This is a genomic window from Persicimonas caeni, from assembly GCF_006517175.1.
In the GTDB taxonomy this organism is placed as follows: Bacteria; Myxococcota_A; Bradymonadia; order Bradymonadales; family Bradymonadaceae; genus Persicimonas; species Persicimonas caeni.
Window position 1 is genome coordinate 712,682 of sequence record NZ_CP041186.1, and the last position, 16,736, is coordinate 729,417.

General features: G+C 63.3%; 12 protein-coding genes. 7 read left to right on the plus strand and 5 right to left on the minus strand.

Going from position 1 to position 16,736, the window contains the following annotated elements:
- Positions 1-5: 5 nt before the first annotated feature.
- The 3 genes from FIV42_RS02725 to FIV42_RS02735 form a co-directional block, all read right to left on the minus strand.
- Positions 6-572, minus strand: coding sequence for a peroxiredoxin family protein (locus tag FIV42_RS02725; protein ID WP_141196188.1), 567 nt, complete (start codon positions 570-572; stop codon positions 6-8).
- A gap of 43 nt (positions 573-615) precedes the next feature.
- The gene (locus FIV42_RS02730; protein WP_168210342.1) at positions 616-1,458 is read right to left on the minus strand and encodes an MBL fold metallo-hydrolase; all 843 of its coding nucleotides are present in this window, start codon (positions 1,456-1,458) and stop codon (positions 616-618) included.
- Between the two features lie 85 nt (positions 1,459-1,543).
- Positions 1,544-1,957: a hypothetical protein gene (locus FIV42_RS02735; protein ID WP_141196190.1), complete on the minus strand. Its 414-nt coding sequence runs from the start codon at positions 1,955-1,957 to the stop codon at positions 1,544-1,546.
- 329 nt (positions 1,958-2,286) lie between these two features.
- On the opposite strand from FIV42_RS02735, the gene FIV42_RS30575 reads away from it, so the two are divergent.
- The 3 genes from FIV42_RS30575 to FIV42_RS02750 all read left to right on the plus strand — a co-directional run bounded on the left by FIV42_RS30575 (position 2,287) and on the right by FIV42_RS02750 (position 8,511).
- On the plus strand, positions 2,287-5,085 hold the full coding sequence (locus FIV42_RS30575) for a thrombospondin type 3 repeat-containing protein (RefSeq protein WP_168210343.1): 2,799 nt from the start codon (positions 2,287-2,289) through the stop codon (positions 5,083-5,085).
- 138 nt (positions 5,086-5,223) lie between these two features.
- Positions 5,224-7,284 (plus strand): serine/threonine protein kinase, encoded by a 2,061-nt coding sequence (locus FIV42_RS02745; protein WP_141196192.1) that lies wholly within the window; start codon positions 5,224-5,226, stop codon positions 7,282-7,284.
- A gap of 21 nt (positions 7,285-7,305) precedes the next feature.
- The gene (locus FIV42_RS02750) at positions 7,306-8,511 is read left to right on the plus strand and encodes a PEGA domain-containing protein (protein WP_141196193.1); all 1,206 of its coding nucleotides are present in this window, start codon (positions 7,306-7,308) and stop codon (positions 8,509-8,511) included.
- Positions 8,512-8,523: 12 nt separating this feature from the next.
- Here the strand turns inward: FIV42_RS02750 and FIV42_RS02755 are convergent, their stop codons facing one another.
- Positions 8,524-8,811, minus strand: a complete 288-nt coding sequence (locus tag FIV42_RS02755) for a YbeD family protein (RefSeq protein ID WP_168210344.1) — start codon at positions 8,809-8,811, stop codon at positions 8,524-8,526.
- A 101-nt stretch (positions 8,812-8,912) separates the two neighbouring features.
- Here FIV42_RS02755 and FIV42_RS02760 point away from each other — a divergent pair, with 101 nt between their 5' ends.
- The 4 genes from FIV42_RS02760 to FIV42_RS02770 are packed head-to-tail and all read left to right on the plus strand — an operon-like array spanning position 8,913 to position 15,146.
- Positions 8,913-9,509: a Maf family protein gene (locus tag FIV42_RS02760; protein WP_141196195.1), complete on the plus strand. Its 597-nt coding sequence runs from the start codon at positions 8,913-8,915 to the stop codon at positions 9,507-9,509.
- Entirely contained in the window at positions 9,490-10,431 is a 942-nt protein-coding gene (locus FIV42_RS02765) for an RsmB/NOP family class I SAM-dependent RNA methyltransferase (protein WP_141196196.1), read from the plus strand. Before FIV42_RS02760 ends, FIV42_RS02765 begins: the two co-directional genes overlap by 20 nt.
- Before the next feature lies 1 nt (position 10,432).
- Positions 10,433-10,972: a hypothetical protein gene (locus FIV42_RS29945; protein WP_168210345.1), complete on the plus strand. Its 540-nt coding sequence runs from the start codon at positions 10,433-10,435 to the stop codon at positions 10,970-10,972.
- A 13-nt stretch (positions 10,973-10,985) separates the two neighbouring features.
- The gene (locus FIV42_RS02770; protein WP_168210346.1) at positions 10,986-15,146 is read left to right on the plus strand and encodes a serine/threonine-protein kinase; all 4,161 of its coding nucleotides are present in this window, start codon (positions 10,986-10,988) and stop codon (positions 15,144-15,146) included.
- Between the two features lie 22 nt (positions 15,147-15,168).
- Here FIV42_RS02770 and FIV42_RS02775 read toward each other — a convergent pair whose 3' ends face one another.
- On the minus strand, positions 15,169-16,560 hold the full coding sequence (locus FIV42_RS02775; protein ID WP_141196198.1) for a sigma 54-interacting transcriptional regulator: 1,392 nt from the start codon (positions 16,558-16,560) through the stop codon (positions 15,169-15,171).
- Positions 16,561-16,736 lie beyond the last annotated feature (176 nt).

The window sequence follows — 16,736 nt, forward strand, 5'->3', positions numbered from 1 at the left end:
GATGGCTAGAGCAAGGCCTCGATAAGTTGCTTGGCCTCGGGGCGCGTCCAGTCGTACTCGTTGACGAAGCGCGCCACGATGCGCCCCTGCCGGTCGATGATGTAGGTCTCGGGGATGAACTCGGTGCCGTAGGCTTGGCTGCTCTGGCCAGCGGCGTCCCACAACACGGTCATGGCGCTGCGCTGGCCAGGCAAGAACTCGTTCATGAACTTGTTGATATCCTGCTGCTCGGGATCGAGACTGACCGCGACCATCTCGAGGCCTCGGTTTTTGTACTGTCGGACCAAGTTCTCCATGCTGGGCATCTCGCGGCGGCACGGCTCGCAGAAGCTCGCCCAGAAGTTCAAGAAGATGACCTTGCCGCGAAAGTCCGACAGCGACATCTGCTGGCCGGTGTCGACGTTGGGCAGCTGGAAGTCGGGCGCGGGCCGGTCGACCCACTCCCCCTGAAGGTCGACCACGGCTTCGGCGACGCCTTCCTTTTCGGAGAGATCCCAAGGCGCCAACTGCACTGCCACAAAGGCAGCGACGGCGGCTCCCAACACGACCATTTTCACATACTGACTGTTCATCGACTTACCTATCGCAGCGTACTTGTCACACCACTAGTTCGGCTCACCATCGGTTTCGAAGTTCGCGAACGGTGCGAAATACCGCTTCGTCGCGGGTTTCGGATTCTTCTCGCTCCTCTTCGAACACGTCGGCGTGCTCGTCTTCGAGGGCGCGCACGAGTTCGGGGTCCGAGTAGCGGAAAAACGGGCTGTAGCGTCGCTCGGTGCCGAGCGTGGTCAAAAAGATCTCGCCGGCTTCGTTCTTCGCCCTCGCCTCCTCGAGCAACTCCTCGGCACGCTCGTTGTCCGGCTCGAGCGACAAGGCGAACTCAAGGTCGCGCACCGAATAGTCGTGGCCCGGATAAAAGACAACCTCGTCGTCGAGTTCGCTCAAGACCGAGGCGAACGTGCGATAGAGGACCGACGGGTCCCCGCCGAATTTGCAGTTGCCTGCGCCGGCCACGAAAATCGTGTCGCCGCAGAACAGATGCTCGCCGCCAAGCAGGCTGATATGGCCCGGCGTGTGTCCGGGCGTGTCGAGCACCGTCAGGCTCGCCTCGCCCACCTCGACGCTATCGCCGTCGGCCAAGCGACGGTCGATGCTCCTAGATTGCTGCGCCTCGATGCGTTCGCTGTCGCCGGCCCCGGCAACGAGGCGCGCATTCGGGAAGCGCTCGAAGACGGTGTCGTTGCCGCCGATGTGGTCATGGTGGAAATGCGTGTTGACGACGAGTTCCAAATCGAGACCGTGCTCCGAGATGTGCGCCACGGCCTGTGCGCCGTCGATAGGATCGATCAGCGCAGCTTTCCCGGCGGCATCGTGGACCACATAGAAGAAATTGTCACTCACTTCGCTGGCGATGATGTCGACTTGCATTTGGTTCGGCTGGCTTTGGCTCGATTGCATGGGAAGGCCTCGTCGCTCGGTCTTGTTCACGTTATCGGGCATCGCGCTGCCATAATAGGTTCACAGCCCTGAAGAACAACCGTCGTTACAGAATCTGGCAGCCGAGCCCGAGCAAATGAGCGCGCAGACGCCGCCGATATCGTGCGGGCATCTGCTCGGCGTCGATCCACACGGCCGCCTCGCCCGCATCGTGGCCGAGCAGTGAAAGCCAGCGCGCAGCCTCATCGACGCGCCCCGGCAGATGCCACACGCCCGAGATGACCCACGCGTCGACAGGCAAACGACGACGGGTACAAAAACGCACAATCCTACGCAGACGTTCCGGGCTCAGCGCATCTCCGAGCGTTGCGTCCGCAGGGATGGTTCGACAACGGATATCACCCAAAGTGACCCCGATGACGACACCTTCGACGGAAGGCAAATCTCCGTCGAGGTGGATGCGCGGCGACGGCGGGGGTTCGATGAGCTTTCGAAACAGTCGCGCGATGGGCGTCAACATGAGTTTTCCGGGTCATAAGATGAGTTCAACCTCCACTATGGTTTTCGGCAAAATTCACCCAACTGTTGCGTCAGCCCGAGCAAAAACCCGAGCCCACCCCCGCCAATCCCCAACAAAACCAACCCCTTAGAAACTCGACCGGCGCATCCAGTTTCTGTTCCAACCTTATTGTACTAGCACCGCGTAGCGTGTTAGGATGACTCCTAGCGATTTACTGTTAAATTTCTTCGCTCATGAGTCATTCCGCAGACCTATCGATGGCGGACACCGAGTCAGCAACTTCGCCCACATGCGCCGAGACGACGCACGGTGGGCCAAAGCGGGTGCAGATGCGTATTTTCACAGCCCTCGCCGTAGTCGCCAGTTTCACACTTACCGGCTGCTTCTTGGACTTCGAACAATTCGACGAGCGCCAGGCGCCCATCTCCGACGCTGGAGATGTGTCTGGAGACGATGTCGCTCTGCCCGACGGCGACCTGCCTGACGGCGGCGACGCCGGCGACACGTCGGACACCTCGGAGTCTCCCCTGGTCATCGGAAGCAATTGCAGCAGCGATGCTGACTGCGGAGCCGACGGACTGTGCCGCGATGGATATTGCACCATCGCATGCGCCGCCGAGACCGAGTGCCCCGACGGTAGCTCGTGTCACGTGCTCGGCGACGAGTCGCTGTGTCTGGCGGACTGCGACGCAACCGCGAGTTGTGACGGGGTTGCCGGACGCGACGACCTGTCGTGCGCCATGGTTGCCAGCGACGCCGAATTCGGCGCGACCCCGCGCGGCCGCCGCGCTTGCGTGGCCGACTCCGACGCCGACAGCGTCGCAGATAGCGTCGACAACTGCCCCAGCACGGCTAACCCGCTCCAGCGCGACCGCGACGGTGACGGTGACGGCGATGCCTGCGACAATGAGCCGCTCTGTCACGCATCGGCCGGCAGCGGACTGCTCGACTACGGCACGACTACCTACGAAGCGATCAACTACACGATCCCCGAGACGACCACCCTCGACTGGCTGCCCATTTTGGGCGGCACCGATGCCGAGGGAAATCAGGTCTCGTCGATGGCAGTCATCGATCGCGCCGCCGGCACCTGGGCGGACCCCGCCGACCTGCCCTACGCAGCCTCAGGTCGCCTGGTGTCGCAAACCTCCGGCGAGCGCTACGTCGTCACCCCGGGCGTGCTGCAGACCGGCGAGCCCGAATTTGGCGAGTATATCCTCGTCGAGCGCGACGGCACGGCCAGCTTCGGCCCGGACTACTCGCTCGAATTGCACGACAAGACACTCGCCTCGACCGGCCTCGACCGACTGGTAGTGCACGGCTACTCCGAAGACACCTCCGCGGTTTCTAACACCTGGGAGATTCGACGCTACGATCCCGCCTCCGGCTATTGGGTCACCCGGCATGCCTCCACCGACTCCGATCGCGTCAAGTGGCATGTCACCCGCGACATGCAGGGCAATCTCATCTTCTACTCGAAGATCCAGCCCTCGATCAGCGTGATGCGCTTGGTGGTGATCGACCCGGAAGGCAACCGCTTGCAAGCATCGAACGTCGCCCTCCCGTCGCGTGAGCCGCCTGCGACCGGTCAATTCGACCCCTTCATCGTCCCCGGCCCGGGCAACGTCGTCTACGCGTTCGACCGTGCGGTGGGCTCGGCGGTGCGCATCGATTTGGAGAGCGGCGCTATCGCCCGAATCAACGAATTCGACCTGAACTTGGACACCAACGAAGCGAATTTCGTGGCCGTCCCGGGCTCTCCGAGCTTTATCTTGGTGCAGCGCTCCACGATGGACTCGACCCAACTGAAAGCCAGCGAGTACTTCTTGCCGTGTCTTCCGGGAACCGACGCACGCGATGAAGATGGTGACGGCGTGGGCGATATCACCGACAACTGCCCGATGGTCGCCAATCCCGACCAGAAAGACGCCGACAACGACACGGTCGGAGATGAGTGCGATCCCGATGCCGATAACGACGGGATTGCCAACAACGCCGACAAGGCGATTGCCGACGACGGGGTCACCGAGATCTCCTACGCCCTGGACACGGACAACGACGGCACCGACAACGAGAACGACGACGACGATGACAACGACGGCATCGTCGACACCGCCGATCGGATGCCGCTCGACACCGACAACGACGGGCTGCACAACGGCCTCGACAACGATGACGACGCCGACGGCTACAGCGACGCCGAAGAGAGAAACGCAGGCACCGACAACCTCGTGGCGCTGAGCTTTCCCGGCGTAGGCACCATCTCCTGGGTCCGTGAGACAGACTCGGGCCGCAGCGTCGAGTACGCGCCGGTCACCAGCACCAGCAACCCGACGGCCCTGTCGGTCGCCAATGGCGGGGCGCCTTACGAGCCGCGTTTCGTCGACAACGGCGCGCAGTTCTTTGCGTTGGCCGGAGAGCCGGGCGCGGCCACCGCTGTGCACCTGATCTCGACCGACCCTAACGCGACGGAGCCGGTGCAGACCTTCGAGCTGGGCGTGACGCTTCGCGGCGCCGCGCCGGCCGAGGGTGGACTCAACGACGGAGCCCTGGCGACCGTGGTCGCCGCTCACTCGACCACCGAGGCCCCCGATCAGTGGCAGTTGTCGCAGATTAGCGTCACCGACCAAGTCGCCACGCCCCTCGTCACAATGTTCGGCGAGGTCTGGTCGCCTAACCCGGCGGCCGGCACCATCGGATTCTTGGCGGCCCCCGCCAATTGTGAGCCCTGCGTGACCGGTTACGTGGTGGCCTCCAGCGGCGGCACCCCGCAGGAGCTCAGGTCGGGGGTGAACAATCCTGTGAAGTTGCGTTATGATGGCTCGGTCGCCCTGATGGTGGCCGACGCTTCGGACGGCGAAGGCACCTCGGGCTTCATCTACTCGAGTGGGCGCACGCGCGAGGTTCGCCCCGAAGGCATCACCGAGGTCGACTCGCTGGAGCGCTTCGGCAGCGAAGGCCACCTGGTGCTGTCTGGACGAGCCAGCAGCGACGAGGCCTTTTCGCTTTGGCTGTACAACGCCCGTGCACACCGCTGGCACCAGGTGCTGTCCGATGGCGACAATCTGGTCGAAGTCGACTGGATCGGCGCGGTGCCGCCGCCCCCTGAGCAACCGGAACCGCTTTGAGATGGTTGGTCAGCAGATTTGACGAAAGTTTGAAAGCACGGTCGTTAGTGGTACACCTAGTTTAGTCCATACATGTTCGAATCGTCGGACGAGCAGCCTCCTGCCCGGGGCCGGCGCCGAGGGCGATGTTGAGAAGGCATGACTGAAGAGCAGCCACAAAAGTTCGGCAACTACACCCTCCACAAGCTTATCGCGCGTGGTGGTATGGCCGAGATCTATCGAGCCACGATGCCTGGCATCGGCGGCTTCGAGAAGACCGTGGCGATCAAGAAGATCCTGCCGCACCTGGCTGAGAACGAAGAATTCATCACCATGCTCAAGGATGAGGCCAACATCCTGGTGAGCATCAGCCACTCGAACATCGCGCAGGTCTACGACCTCGGTAAGATCGAGGACACGTATTATATCTCCATGGAGTACGTCCATGGGATCGACCTGTCGCACGTGATCAAGTCGCTGCACAAACGCAGCGAGTACCTGCCCATCGAGCACGCCGTCTACATCGGAAGCTGCATGTGCGCCGGCTTGCACGCCGCGCACACCAACACCGACAAGCAGGGCAACCCGCTCAACATCGTCCACCGCGACGTCAGCCCGCACAACGTCATCATCAGCTACGCGGGCGACGTCAAACTGATCGATTTCGGGGTGGCCAAAGCGGCGGTCAAAGAGAGCCACACCCAGATGGGCGTCATCAAGGGTAAGCTTCTATACATGGCTCCCGAGCAGGCGATGGCCAAAGACCTCGACGGTCGCGCCGACCTGTTCGCCGTGGGGCTGTGCATGTACAAGATGCTCACCCACGAGCTGCCCTTCCGCGGCGAGAATGAATTCCAGATTTACAACAACATTCTCTCCAAAGAGATCACGCCGCCCAAGCAGCTCAACCCGCAGGTGCCCGAAGAGGTCAATCAGATCGTGATGACCCTCCTGCAGCGCGACCCCGACAAGCGCTACCAGGACGGCTACTCCGCCAAGCAAGACCTCGAGCGCGCACTGCACAATGTGGCGCCGGGCTACACCGTCAACCGGTTGAGCCGCTTTATCGAGGACAACTTCAGCAAAGCGGCGCAGCAACAGCAGCAAAACGCTCAAGACATCTCCGGACCGTCGGGCGTGGCTCCACAAACCCCGTCGGCCAACTCGGTCGGCACCGGACAACTGCAAAGCGGCGACGATATCCCCGAGCTCGAACTCGAGCCCGAGGGTTTCGACAACGCCAACTCCGGGCGCGAGCGTGTGCCCGCCGGCGGACAACCCAACGCGAACTCCTTTGGCGCCGAGCCGCCTCCGCAGCCGCCTTCAGCCGGTCCGCAGGGCAATTTCCGAACACAGACGAACAGCGAAAAGAGCACCGGCCAGCTCAATGCCAAGCAGTTGGCTCAAGGCGCCGAGGCAGACAAAAAGAGCGGACCGCCGACGGCGGTCTACGCCATCGGCCTGCTCCTGTTGGTCATTGTCGGCTTGGTCGTCTACGGGATCATGTTTGCCGAGACATCGACGACCACCGAGCAGCCTGCGGAGACAGCCAACGCTCCGGCGCCGAGCGCCGAAGAGTCGGCGCCCTCGCCCACCGTACGCGTCAGCCTCGACTCGGAGCCCACCGGCGCCAAGATCGTTCGCGGCGAGGATACGTTGGGCACGACACCGCACGAGTTGACGCTCATGCGCAGCGACGAGCCGATCACCCTGGTTTTGCGCAAAGAAGGCTTCGCCGAGACCGTCTTCCAGATCATTCCCGACTCCAACCTCGATCAGACCATCGAACTCGAGCCCGGCGAGGGTGAAGAGGCCGGTGAGCCGAGCGCCGAGCTCAATTTCGAGGTCGAAGAAGGCGACGGTGAGGAGGCTGCCGTCGAGGATGACGCCCCGCGCGACGACGTCCAACGCGACACGCCCGAGCCCAAAGAAGAGCCGCAAGAGGCGCCCGCGCCTCCCAAAGAAGAGAAATCCGAAAGCACGAGCGCTTCGAAGACTACGCAGAAACCTGCCCCGGCGAAGCCCGAGCCCAAGCCCGAGCCCAAGCAAATGCCCGTCGACGACGGCGCATCCGGCCAAGCTCCGCCGCCGGCTGACGACGCCCCCTCGCTGTTCGACGACGAGCCGTCTGAGCCCGCCAGCGCCCCCAAGCCCAAAGAGCAAGGCGGCGGTGGCGAGAGCGAAGAGAAGTCCGACGACATCATCGATCCCTTCGGGTAATTTTTATTACGAGTCTGTTCCATGAAGGGTAGCACCATCCGACAACGCCGAATCACCTCGCTCCTCACCGCCATGGCTGTGTGCTTTAGCGTCACAGCCATCGTCGCCCCTCCCTCGCCTTTTGTGGGCGAGGCGACTGCGCAGTCGAAGGCCGATATCGAGCAGGCCAAAAAGCGATTCCGCGCAGGCAAGAAGTTCTACGGCGAGGAGAAGTTCTTGGAGGCCGCGCAAGCGTTCTACGAGGCCTACGAACTCTCGGGGCGAAGCGAGTTGCTCTACAATGTCGGACGCTCCTACTGGAAAGCCAAAGAGCTCAAGAAGGCCGAGAAGTTCTTGCAGCAGTACCTCAACGAACTTCCCGACGCGCCTAACGCCGACGAAGTCGTCGAGTCGATTATCCAAATCCAAGAGGAAATGGCCGCGCAGATGGCCAACGTGGAGGTCAAAGCCTCGCGAGCGGGCGTCGACATTGTGGTCGACAAAGAGCCCGAACCACGCTGCCAGACGCCGTGCACCGTTTCACTGCTGCCCGGCGAACACACGTTGACCGCTCGCCTGGACGGCATGAAGCCGATCACGCGCACGATCACCATCGAGGCCGAGCAACAATCGAGCGTGCATTTCGATCTACCTGGCCGTCTGCAGATATCGACGGACCAACGCACGGGCACCGTCAGCGTGCCGGGCGTCGGTCAATTCTCACTGCCTCTCTCGCAGCCAATCGCCCTGCCTGCCGGCACGCACACGGTCACCGTCGCCGGTGAAGATGCGCGCTGGTCTGGCGACATCGAGGTCGTGGGCGGCGATGTCACGCGCATCCTCGTTCCGCTCGGCGGAATCGACGGCGGCGCCGGTGACATCAACCTGCTGCGCACGGCTTCCTACGGCCTTGTGGGGGCCTCGGCAGGCTTCCTTGTCGGCGGCATTGTTTTGGGAATGCAAGCCAGCGATGCCCACGCCGCGCTCGACAGCCAACAGAAGGCACTGGGCGGCGTCGACCCCGACTTGGTCGAACGCGGTCAGAGCGCGCAATCTGGCGCCAACTGGATGTATGCACTCAGCGCCGTCTCCCTGGCATCGGGAGCCGGGCTCTTCGCTTGGGATTTGTACGGAGGGGGGTCTTCACAAGAGGAAGAAATCCCGCCGTCGAAGCCGAGCCCCAGCCCGAAGCAAGACAACGAGCCTGGAGAAGGCGACGATGACTTGCTCGGAATTGGCTCGAACTAAGTACAGCCGTACTCACAGTACAAAACGCGCGGCGTCCAACTCGCGAAAGCCTGCGTAGATCTCCAACACGCTCTCGGCGTCGCTGACCTCGACTGAGACCGTCACCGACAGGTGCTTGCCTCCAGAACTCTCACGCGTCGACACGTCCGGTTCGGCGCCATCACCCAGCGTTTCATTGACCACTCGCACCACGCTCTCGAGAAACTCGTCGGAGTTGGTCCCGATCACTTTGAACGTGTAGGGTCCGGGAAAGGAATGAACTTCATTGAGGCGGTCGAGCAGCATTGAGCGTTTCGTCATGTTGTTTTTCTCGATGCTAGAGCTTGAGTCCATAAGTTTCCGCCGAGCATACCCGACGGGGCTGCCACAACAAGTAACATAAACTCTGGAGCAAAAAACACATGGGCCTTTCGCTTGTCCTCGCCTCCGGTTCACCCTACAAACGCCAGCTGATGGAGCGCCTCGGGCTGGCCTTCGAAACCTTGTCGGCCGACGTCGACGAATCGTCGCTCGCCGACGAAGCTCCCGAAGAAACGGCGCGCCGCCTCGCCCACGCCAAGGCAAAGGCCGTGGCCGCCGAGCGCCCCGAAGCATGGGTCTTGGGCGCCGACCAGGTCATCGCCCTCGACGGGCGCCGGTTCAGCAAGCCAGGAAGCGACGAGGGCGCACGACGCCAACTCGCCGCGCTCAGCGGAAAGACCCACCGGCTGATTACCTCCGTGGCCCTGCTGACGCCCGACGAGGAGCTGTTCGAGTCGACGGCCGAGTACCAGATGCAGATGCGCCCGTTGAGCGAGGCGGAGATTGCCGCCTATGTCGCCGAAGACACCCCCACGGACTGCGCCGGCGCCTACAAAATCGAGGCTGGCGGAATCCGACTCTTTCGCGCACTGCGAGGCGACGACTATACCGCCATCGTCGGCCTCCCGCTGACCCACGTTTGGCACCTCCTCGAGCAGGCGAAGTTTTTCGAAGCATATGACGCAAACACTCAGTAATTCCGACGCGTTCGCGCGCTACCGGCCGATCATCGACGACTGGGAGGCGTTCTGTGATGCGCTAAAGCGCCCCCTGCCGACATGCGTGTGGACGAACACGTTGCGCACCACGCCCGAGCGCTTGGCCGAGTGGATGCGCGCCGGCGGCTTCGACCCCGAGCCGCTCACGTGGTATCCGGGCGCCTTCAAGCTGGCGCACGACATCAGCCCGGGCAACCGGCTGGAGTACGTCGCCGGGTTGTACCACGTCCAAGAGGAGGTCTCGCTGGTGCCGCCGGCGCTCATGCATGTCACCGCCGACGAGCGCGTGCTCGATCTGTGCGCCGCTCCGGGCAACAAGACCGCCCAGCTCGCTGTGGCGATGCAAAACCGCGGCACTCTCGTGGCCAACGACCGCAACGTCTACCGCCTGCGCGCCCTGCGCCGGGTCATCGACCGGCTCGGGGTGGCCAACACCAGTGTGACGGCCTATGATGGAGCGAACTATCCGCGCGAGAGCGGCGAGTTCGATAAGGTGCTCGTCGACGCCCCCTGCAGTTGCGAGGGAACCTCGCGCAAGAACCCCGAGGTGGTCCACGCGTCGTCGGTCGACTATTTTAATCGCCTTTCGGGCACCCAACGTGCCCTGCTTCGCCAAGCGGTGCGACGCTGCCGAAAGGGAGGCCTCATCGTCTACTCGACGTGCACGTATGCGCCTGAAGAAAACGAACTGGTCGTCGACGACCTGCTCGAAGAGTTCGGCGCGCACGCCTTGAGGCTTCTGCCTGCGCGCATCGACGGGCTGGCATCCTCGCCGGGCATCACCCGGTGGGACGGGCGTCAATTGTCTGAAGAGTTGACCCGAACTATGCGCCTTTGGCCGCATCAAAACGACACGGGCGGCTTCTTCGTCGCGCTGCTCGAAAAGACCGCCGAGGTATGATGTGAGTGACCTCGAAAAAGACGCCTCCGCGACCGAATCCACCCGCGAGGTGCTGGAGCGCCTCGTCGAGTTCGTCGACCGCGATCCGTGGCTGACGCTCGTCGAAGAACGCTTTGGAATCTCGAAGACAGCCTTCGACGCCTATTTTGTGGTGCGCCCGAACAAGAGGGGCTTGAACTTGGTGCTGCGCGACCATCGGCCGCCCGAGCGGCCCGAGCCGCAGATCATCGGCATGAGCTTCCTGCGCACGCGCATGCGGTTTCCGAAGCTGACCACCGCGGCGGCGATGACATTTGGGCCACTGGCCACGCGCAATGTCGTGGCCCTCGAACAATCGCAGGCCGATCAATTCTTGAGCCGCGAGCCCTTCGAGTTGAGTGCCGCGCAGGCACAAATGTGCACCGACACCGGTTATGTACTGGTGCGTATCGAAGACGTCTTCATGGGCGTCGGACTCTATCGCGCCGAAAAGGGCACGGTACAGAGCCTGCTGCCCAAGGCGTGGACGTTGGCCGACGACGAGTCGGCCTTCGAGAACTGAGTTGGTTTTAGTGATGAACCGTCCCGTGGAAAATGACCACTCATTCGAGCTGACCGAACGCTACGAGCTCATCCGCACGGTCGGACGTGGGCTGATGGGGGTGGTCTTCGAGGTGCTCGATCGGGAGACGGGCCAGGCGGTGGCCGCCAAGCTGCTGACGCATGTGCAGCCCGTCGACCCGGATCGGTTTCGCCGCGTCTTCGAGGCGGTCGGCCGCCTCGATCACCCCCACCTGGCACGGCCCTTCCAACTCATCGAGCACGACTCGTCCGACTATTTCGTCGAGCAGTTCATCGACGGCAGCGACCTGCTCACTTACCTGCGCCAGCCGCCGACCTCCGAGGAACTCGAGGCGCTACAAAACCGCGAGGCGCAGGCAGAAGAAGGGCTCACCGACACCGACGAGATTCCTCCGAGCGGGCCTATCGAGCTCGACCCGGACTTCGACCCCGAGACAGGCGAGACCAGCGGCGAAACTCCGTCGGCGCACGCGGAGGATGAATCGGAAGACTCCATCGAGTTGATTCCGCCGACCCAGAAGGCCGAGTCAGCCGGCCACACGGTCGAGCTCGTCGACATGATCGACGAAGCTTCGATGACCGGCGACGAAGGTTCGGCCGCCGAGATCATCGAGCAAATCGCCTCGGAGAGCTCGGAGGTCCAGGGGCAGACGCTCGATCTCGTACTGCTGCGCCTCGAGCGCGTCCTGCCCCAGCTCGTCGATGCGCTCGAGCATCTGCACCGGTTCCGAAAGCAACACGGCAACCTCAAGCCGACTAATATCCTCGTCGACCGCAGCGGTCGCTGTCTGCTGACCGACTATGGGCTTCTCCAGGAGCTGGAGTTGCTCGACACGGACGAGCCCCCTACCGCGGTGCCCGTCGACGATGACGAGGTGAGCTCGGACGAGACGGTCGCCGGCGTGGTCGTCGCCCCCGGCCCACCTTCCGAAGACGCCCTCGCCACGGCCTACGCCTATCGAGCCCCAGAGACGCTCCCGCTCGACGAGGCGAGCCCCCGTGGCGATCTCTATGCCCTGGGCTGTGTGCTCTTTGAAGCCATCAGCGGGCGGCGCCCCTTCGACGGCAGTCCCGAAGAGATTCGACAACAGCAGTTGGAGTCGGAGCCCGCCTCGCTCTCCGAGATCGAGCCGCATTGCCCCGCTTCCTGGGCTGACCTCATCCATGGCCTGCTCGACAAGCAACCTGCACGTCGCCCATCGCTGGCCGACGTGCGCGACCTGGTCGAGTACTCCGAGTCGTACGCGGTGGGCATTCCACCGTCGGCGGTGCCCGAACAAGAGTTCTTCTTCGGGCGCTCCGAGCTCGTCGACGACATCTTGGCCGAGGCCAAGCACTGCTATCAGCGAAAGCGCCTGGGGGTCTCGATCTTGCGGGGACCGGCGGGCGTGGGCAAGACCGCCATTTCGCAGGCCGTCTCGTATATGGCCTCGCGCCGAGGCTGGTTGGTGCTGACCGGCAAATGCTACAACCGCGAGTCGCTCATCTATCAGGGGTGGGACGAAATCGCGGCCCAGCTGGCCAACATCTTTCAGGAGCTGCCCGAAGAGCTTCGCGCCAAGGCCGACGCGTGCCGTCGCCAGGCGTCCTCGCTCTTTCCGATTCTTCGCTTCGAGGACGACCCGCCGCCGCGCGACATCTCCCGGCTCGAGGCCATCGACAGTTTTCGCAACCTGCTGCGTCGCCTGTCGAGCCAGCGCCCTCTTTTGCTGCTCATGGACGACCTGCACTGGGCGAGCTGGGACACCTCGGCGCTGCTACTCGATCTGATCGGCGAGCCGCACGGGCTTCGCTGCACCGTGTTGGGCACGTGGCTCGACGACCAGGCCGACGAGCATCACCCTCTGCTCGAGTGGATCGACACCGCCCCCGCCTCGGTACGATGGCTGGAGGTGACCGGATTCTCGAAAGACGAAGCGCGCGAATATGTCATCTCGGCCGGCTCGCACCTGTCACTGCAGGACCAGCGCCGCGTCCTCAAGCGTGGCGAGTTCAACCCTCTTTTGCTCGAGGAGTTGATTCACGAGACCCGCTCGGCTGCGCCCGACGACGAAGAGTCCACCGCGCAACAACTCGTGCCCGACGAAGGCGCGCCGGTGACCGAGAAGCTCACCGAGGTGCTCGAGAGCCGCATCGAAGCGCTGTCCAGACGCGAGCGCTTTGTGCTCGAGGTACTCTCGGTCGCCTCCATCCCGCTGCCAGGCGCGATCATCTCGACGATCCTCGACGAGGAATTCCACAGCGCAAAGTCGGTCGAAAACACAGCGCGCGATTCCATCAACCGCCTCCTCGAGACCCGCTTCATCGAAGCGGTCGAGTCGCACCACTGGGACATTGCCTACACCGTCTCACACAACATCTACCGCAGCCTCATCTTGGGTAAACTGCGCGACCAGCGCTACGCCCATCTTTGCGGCCGCATCGCCGACGGGGTGCGGCGCTGCTGGCCGGCAGCCGAAGAGTTGCGCTTCGAGTATCTGCTGCGCGCCGGACAAAACCGCGATGCGGCCGATTCTGCGATCCGCGCGGCGTCTGCCGCCGAGGCGCGCTTCGCCTACAATCGTGCGGCCAAGCTGTGGCGTTGGCTCAGCGATCACGCCGGGCTGACCAGCCTGTCGCCCGATACCGACCCCGTCGCCGAGCATGCGCGCTTGGAATTCTTGGCCCACCGGTACGCCGATGCGGCGAGCCTTTACCATGAGGCCGCCGGAAACGTCGAACCGAGCCTGCGTCGGGCCACGCTGCTCAGGCAGGAGTGTGAAGCCAGCGTGCGCGCCGCCTACCATCCCCAGGCGCGTGAGGCGCTCGACCGGGCATTGTCCACCGTGGGCGAGAATTACTTTCGTGGCGGGCTCTTCTCGCGGCTCGCCGAGGTCAAAGATCGCGCCGTGGCGGCGACCAGTCGCTGGTCCGACGACATCAGCGAGGCATCCGTCGACGCCGCCGATGACGCCGAGTCGATGCGCGCCGACATCTACCGGCTCGCCCTCGATATGGCCGACCTGCTCGACCCGGCCAAAGTCGAGCCCATTCGCACTCGCCTGGCGGTCTTGGCCGAGAAGACCGGCGACGCCCAGTTGATGGGCCTCGACCGGCTCTTTCTGGCCGGCCACACCTCCGAGCAGGCGCCCTCGCGCAAGCACCAGCGCATCCTGCAGTGGCTCGGCGACGCCGCCACCCTCTTCGAGCAGGCCGCCGATTGGGAGATGCGCGGGCTGACCGAGATCGCCATGGCCAACCAGTATCGGCTCGTCGGCGAGTTCGAGCGCAGCGAGGAACGCCTGGTCATGGCGGCCAAATACTTTCGTAGCTCGGCCAAGTCCGAGTTGCGCCAACGCTACCTACTCAAGTTGAAGTACGCCGACCTGTTGCTCGCCAAGGGGCAACTCGACGATGCCGAGTGGGTGGGCCGACAGCTCCTTCACTTTTGGCGCGCCGATCGTTACGTGGCGTTTCGTGGCTATCAAATCCTCATCCCCTGCTTTTTGTGCTCCGGACGCACCGCACTGGTCGAGCACCTGCTCGAGCAGTGCCGCAATCTGTTGGACAAGACGCCGACCAACGCGGCGAAGGTGTGGGTCGAGCGTATGAGCGCCCAGCTCAACATCGCACTCGGACGCCCGGAGGTCGCGGTGGGCCAGCTCGACGTGCTCACCGAGCAGGTGCATCACAGCCCGATGAACCGCGACCGTACCACCACGACGATGATCCGGCTCAGCCTCGGCCAAGCACTGGCGGCGCTGGCCGAGCGCGAACTCGCGCTCATCACGCATCGCTCGACCGAGACGCTGATACGCCTCAAATCGGTGGTGGGCAAACTGCAGAGCCATCGACAATCGACCCCGCTGGCCACTCGAGCCGCGATTTACCGACTGGTCGCGCGTTACGAGTTACTGCGCGGCAACGCCAAAAGGGCGCTGCGTGCTCTCGACCAGAGCGTCGATCTACTCGTCGCCTACGATAACCCCATCGAGCACGCCAAGTGCCTCGAGGCGCGCGGGGTGATCTACCGCGCCATGGAGAGCTTCGATGGGCCGGCGCTCGTCGACCAAGCACACGCCGTCTACGCGCACTTCGGCGCCCGCCTGCCGTTATTCATCGAAGGCTGGCCGGTCCCCTCCCGCTATTCACGGTTGAACAAAGACGAAGATTGACGACAACGACCCCCGCCGTCACTCACTTCAGCTCGTGCTTCTTGAGCAACTCACGCATGTGGTAGCGCGTGATGCCCGATTCGCGCGCCGACTTCGAGATATTACCGTCGTTCTTCTCGTAGATCCGGTCGAGATAAGCGTACTCGAATTGGTCGAGAAGGCGCTCCTTGGCCTCTTTGTACTCGAGCGTCAGGTCGACATGCAGCGACGCGGAGTCTTCGTCGTCCCCGGCGCTCATCTGTCGGGCGGGCGCACTCGCCATCGGCTTCTGGCCGGTGAGCTGCAGGTCGGAGCGCTCCACCGTCGAGCCCGAGCAGAGGCTGGCCGCACGCACGATCACGTTCTTGAGCTCGCGTACGTTGCCTGGCCAAGGGTGGGCCATCAACGCATCTCTGGCCTCGGCGGTCAGGCGCACACGCTGGCGGTCGGGCCGACGCTCGGCCACCTCGTCGAGAAAATGCTCGACCAAAAGCGGGATATCTTCGCGCCGCTCGCTGAGCGGGGGCAGATGCAACTGGATGACCGACAGGCGAAAGTAGAGGTCCTCGCGAAAAGTCCCCTCGTTGACCATCTGGCGCAGGTCCTTGTTGGTCGCGGCGACCACGCGACAATCGGAGCGAATGGTGCGCGCACCGCCGACACGCTTGAACTCGCGATTCTCGAGCACACGTAGCAGCTTGGGCTGCAGCGACAGGTCGAGCTCGCCGATTTCGTCGAGAAAGAGCGTGCCTCCCTCGGCCTGCTCGAAGGCCCCGGCGCGCTTTTCGTGCGCCCCTGTAAACGCCCCCTTTTCGTGACCAAAGACGTACGACTCCATCAAGTCACGCGGGATGGCCGAGCAGTCGAGCACCACGTACGGCTTCTTGCGCCGACGCGAAGCATCGTGAATCGCGCGGGCGATACGCTCCTTTCCGGTGCCGGTCTGCCCTTCAATCAAGCAGGTCAACTCCGACGGCGCGACCTTCTCGAGGGTGGCAAAGACCTCGCGCATCGCCACCGACCGACCAATCACTCCCTGAAAGTGCTCGTCCGGGCTGAGCGGGATCTCGACGACCTCGTCGACCGGCTCGAGCTTCAGCGTCGTGTTGCCCGCCCGGAACGTGGCGTTGGGCGTCAGATAGACCTCACGAATGCGACACCCGCCCAGCTTGGTGCCGTTGGTCGAGCCACAATCACGCAACAAAAAGCCCTCTTCCTCGGCGCGGATCTCGAAGTGCGTCGAACTGATCGACTTGTCCTTCAGAAGGATGTCGTTCACCGAGGCACGCCCCGCGTACACCTTGCTCTTGCTAATCTCGAAGCTCTTCCCCTCGTCGGCGCCCTCGAGGACCACCAACCGCCCCTTGCGCAGTTGACGCGACGTGGCGCGATCGTTGACGAAGACCGTGCGGATACCCATGTCCCCTTTAGCCATCTTGTTCCACCCTCTCGAAATAGGCGCGAGATACTGTTCGGTTGATAGGGGGAGGTTAGCACCGGGTAGAGATGGTGGCAACTGGATTGTCCACCCGTCACTGGGCTCGAGTCAGGCGCCGCAAACCCACAACTACAATCACAACACAAAAACCCACCAACCGCTTTGCACATAAA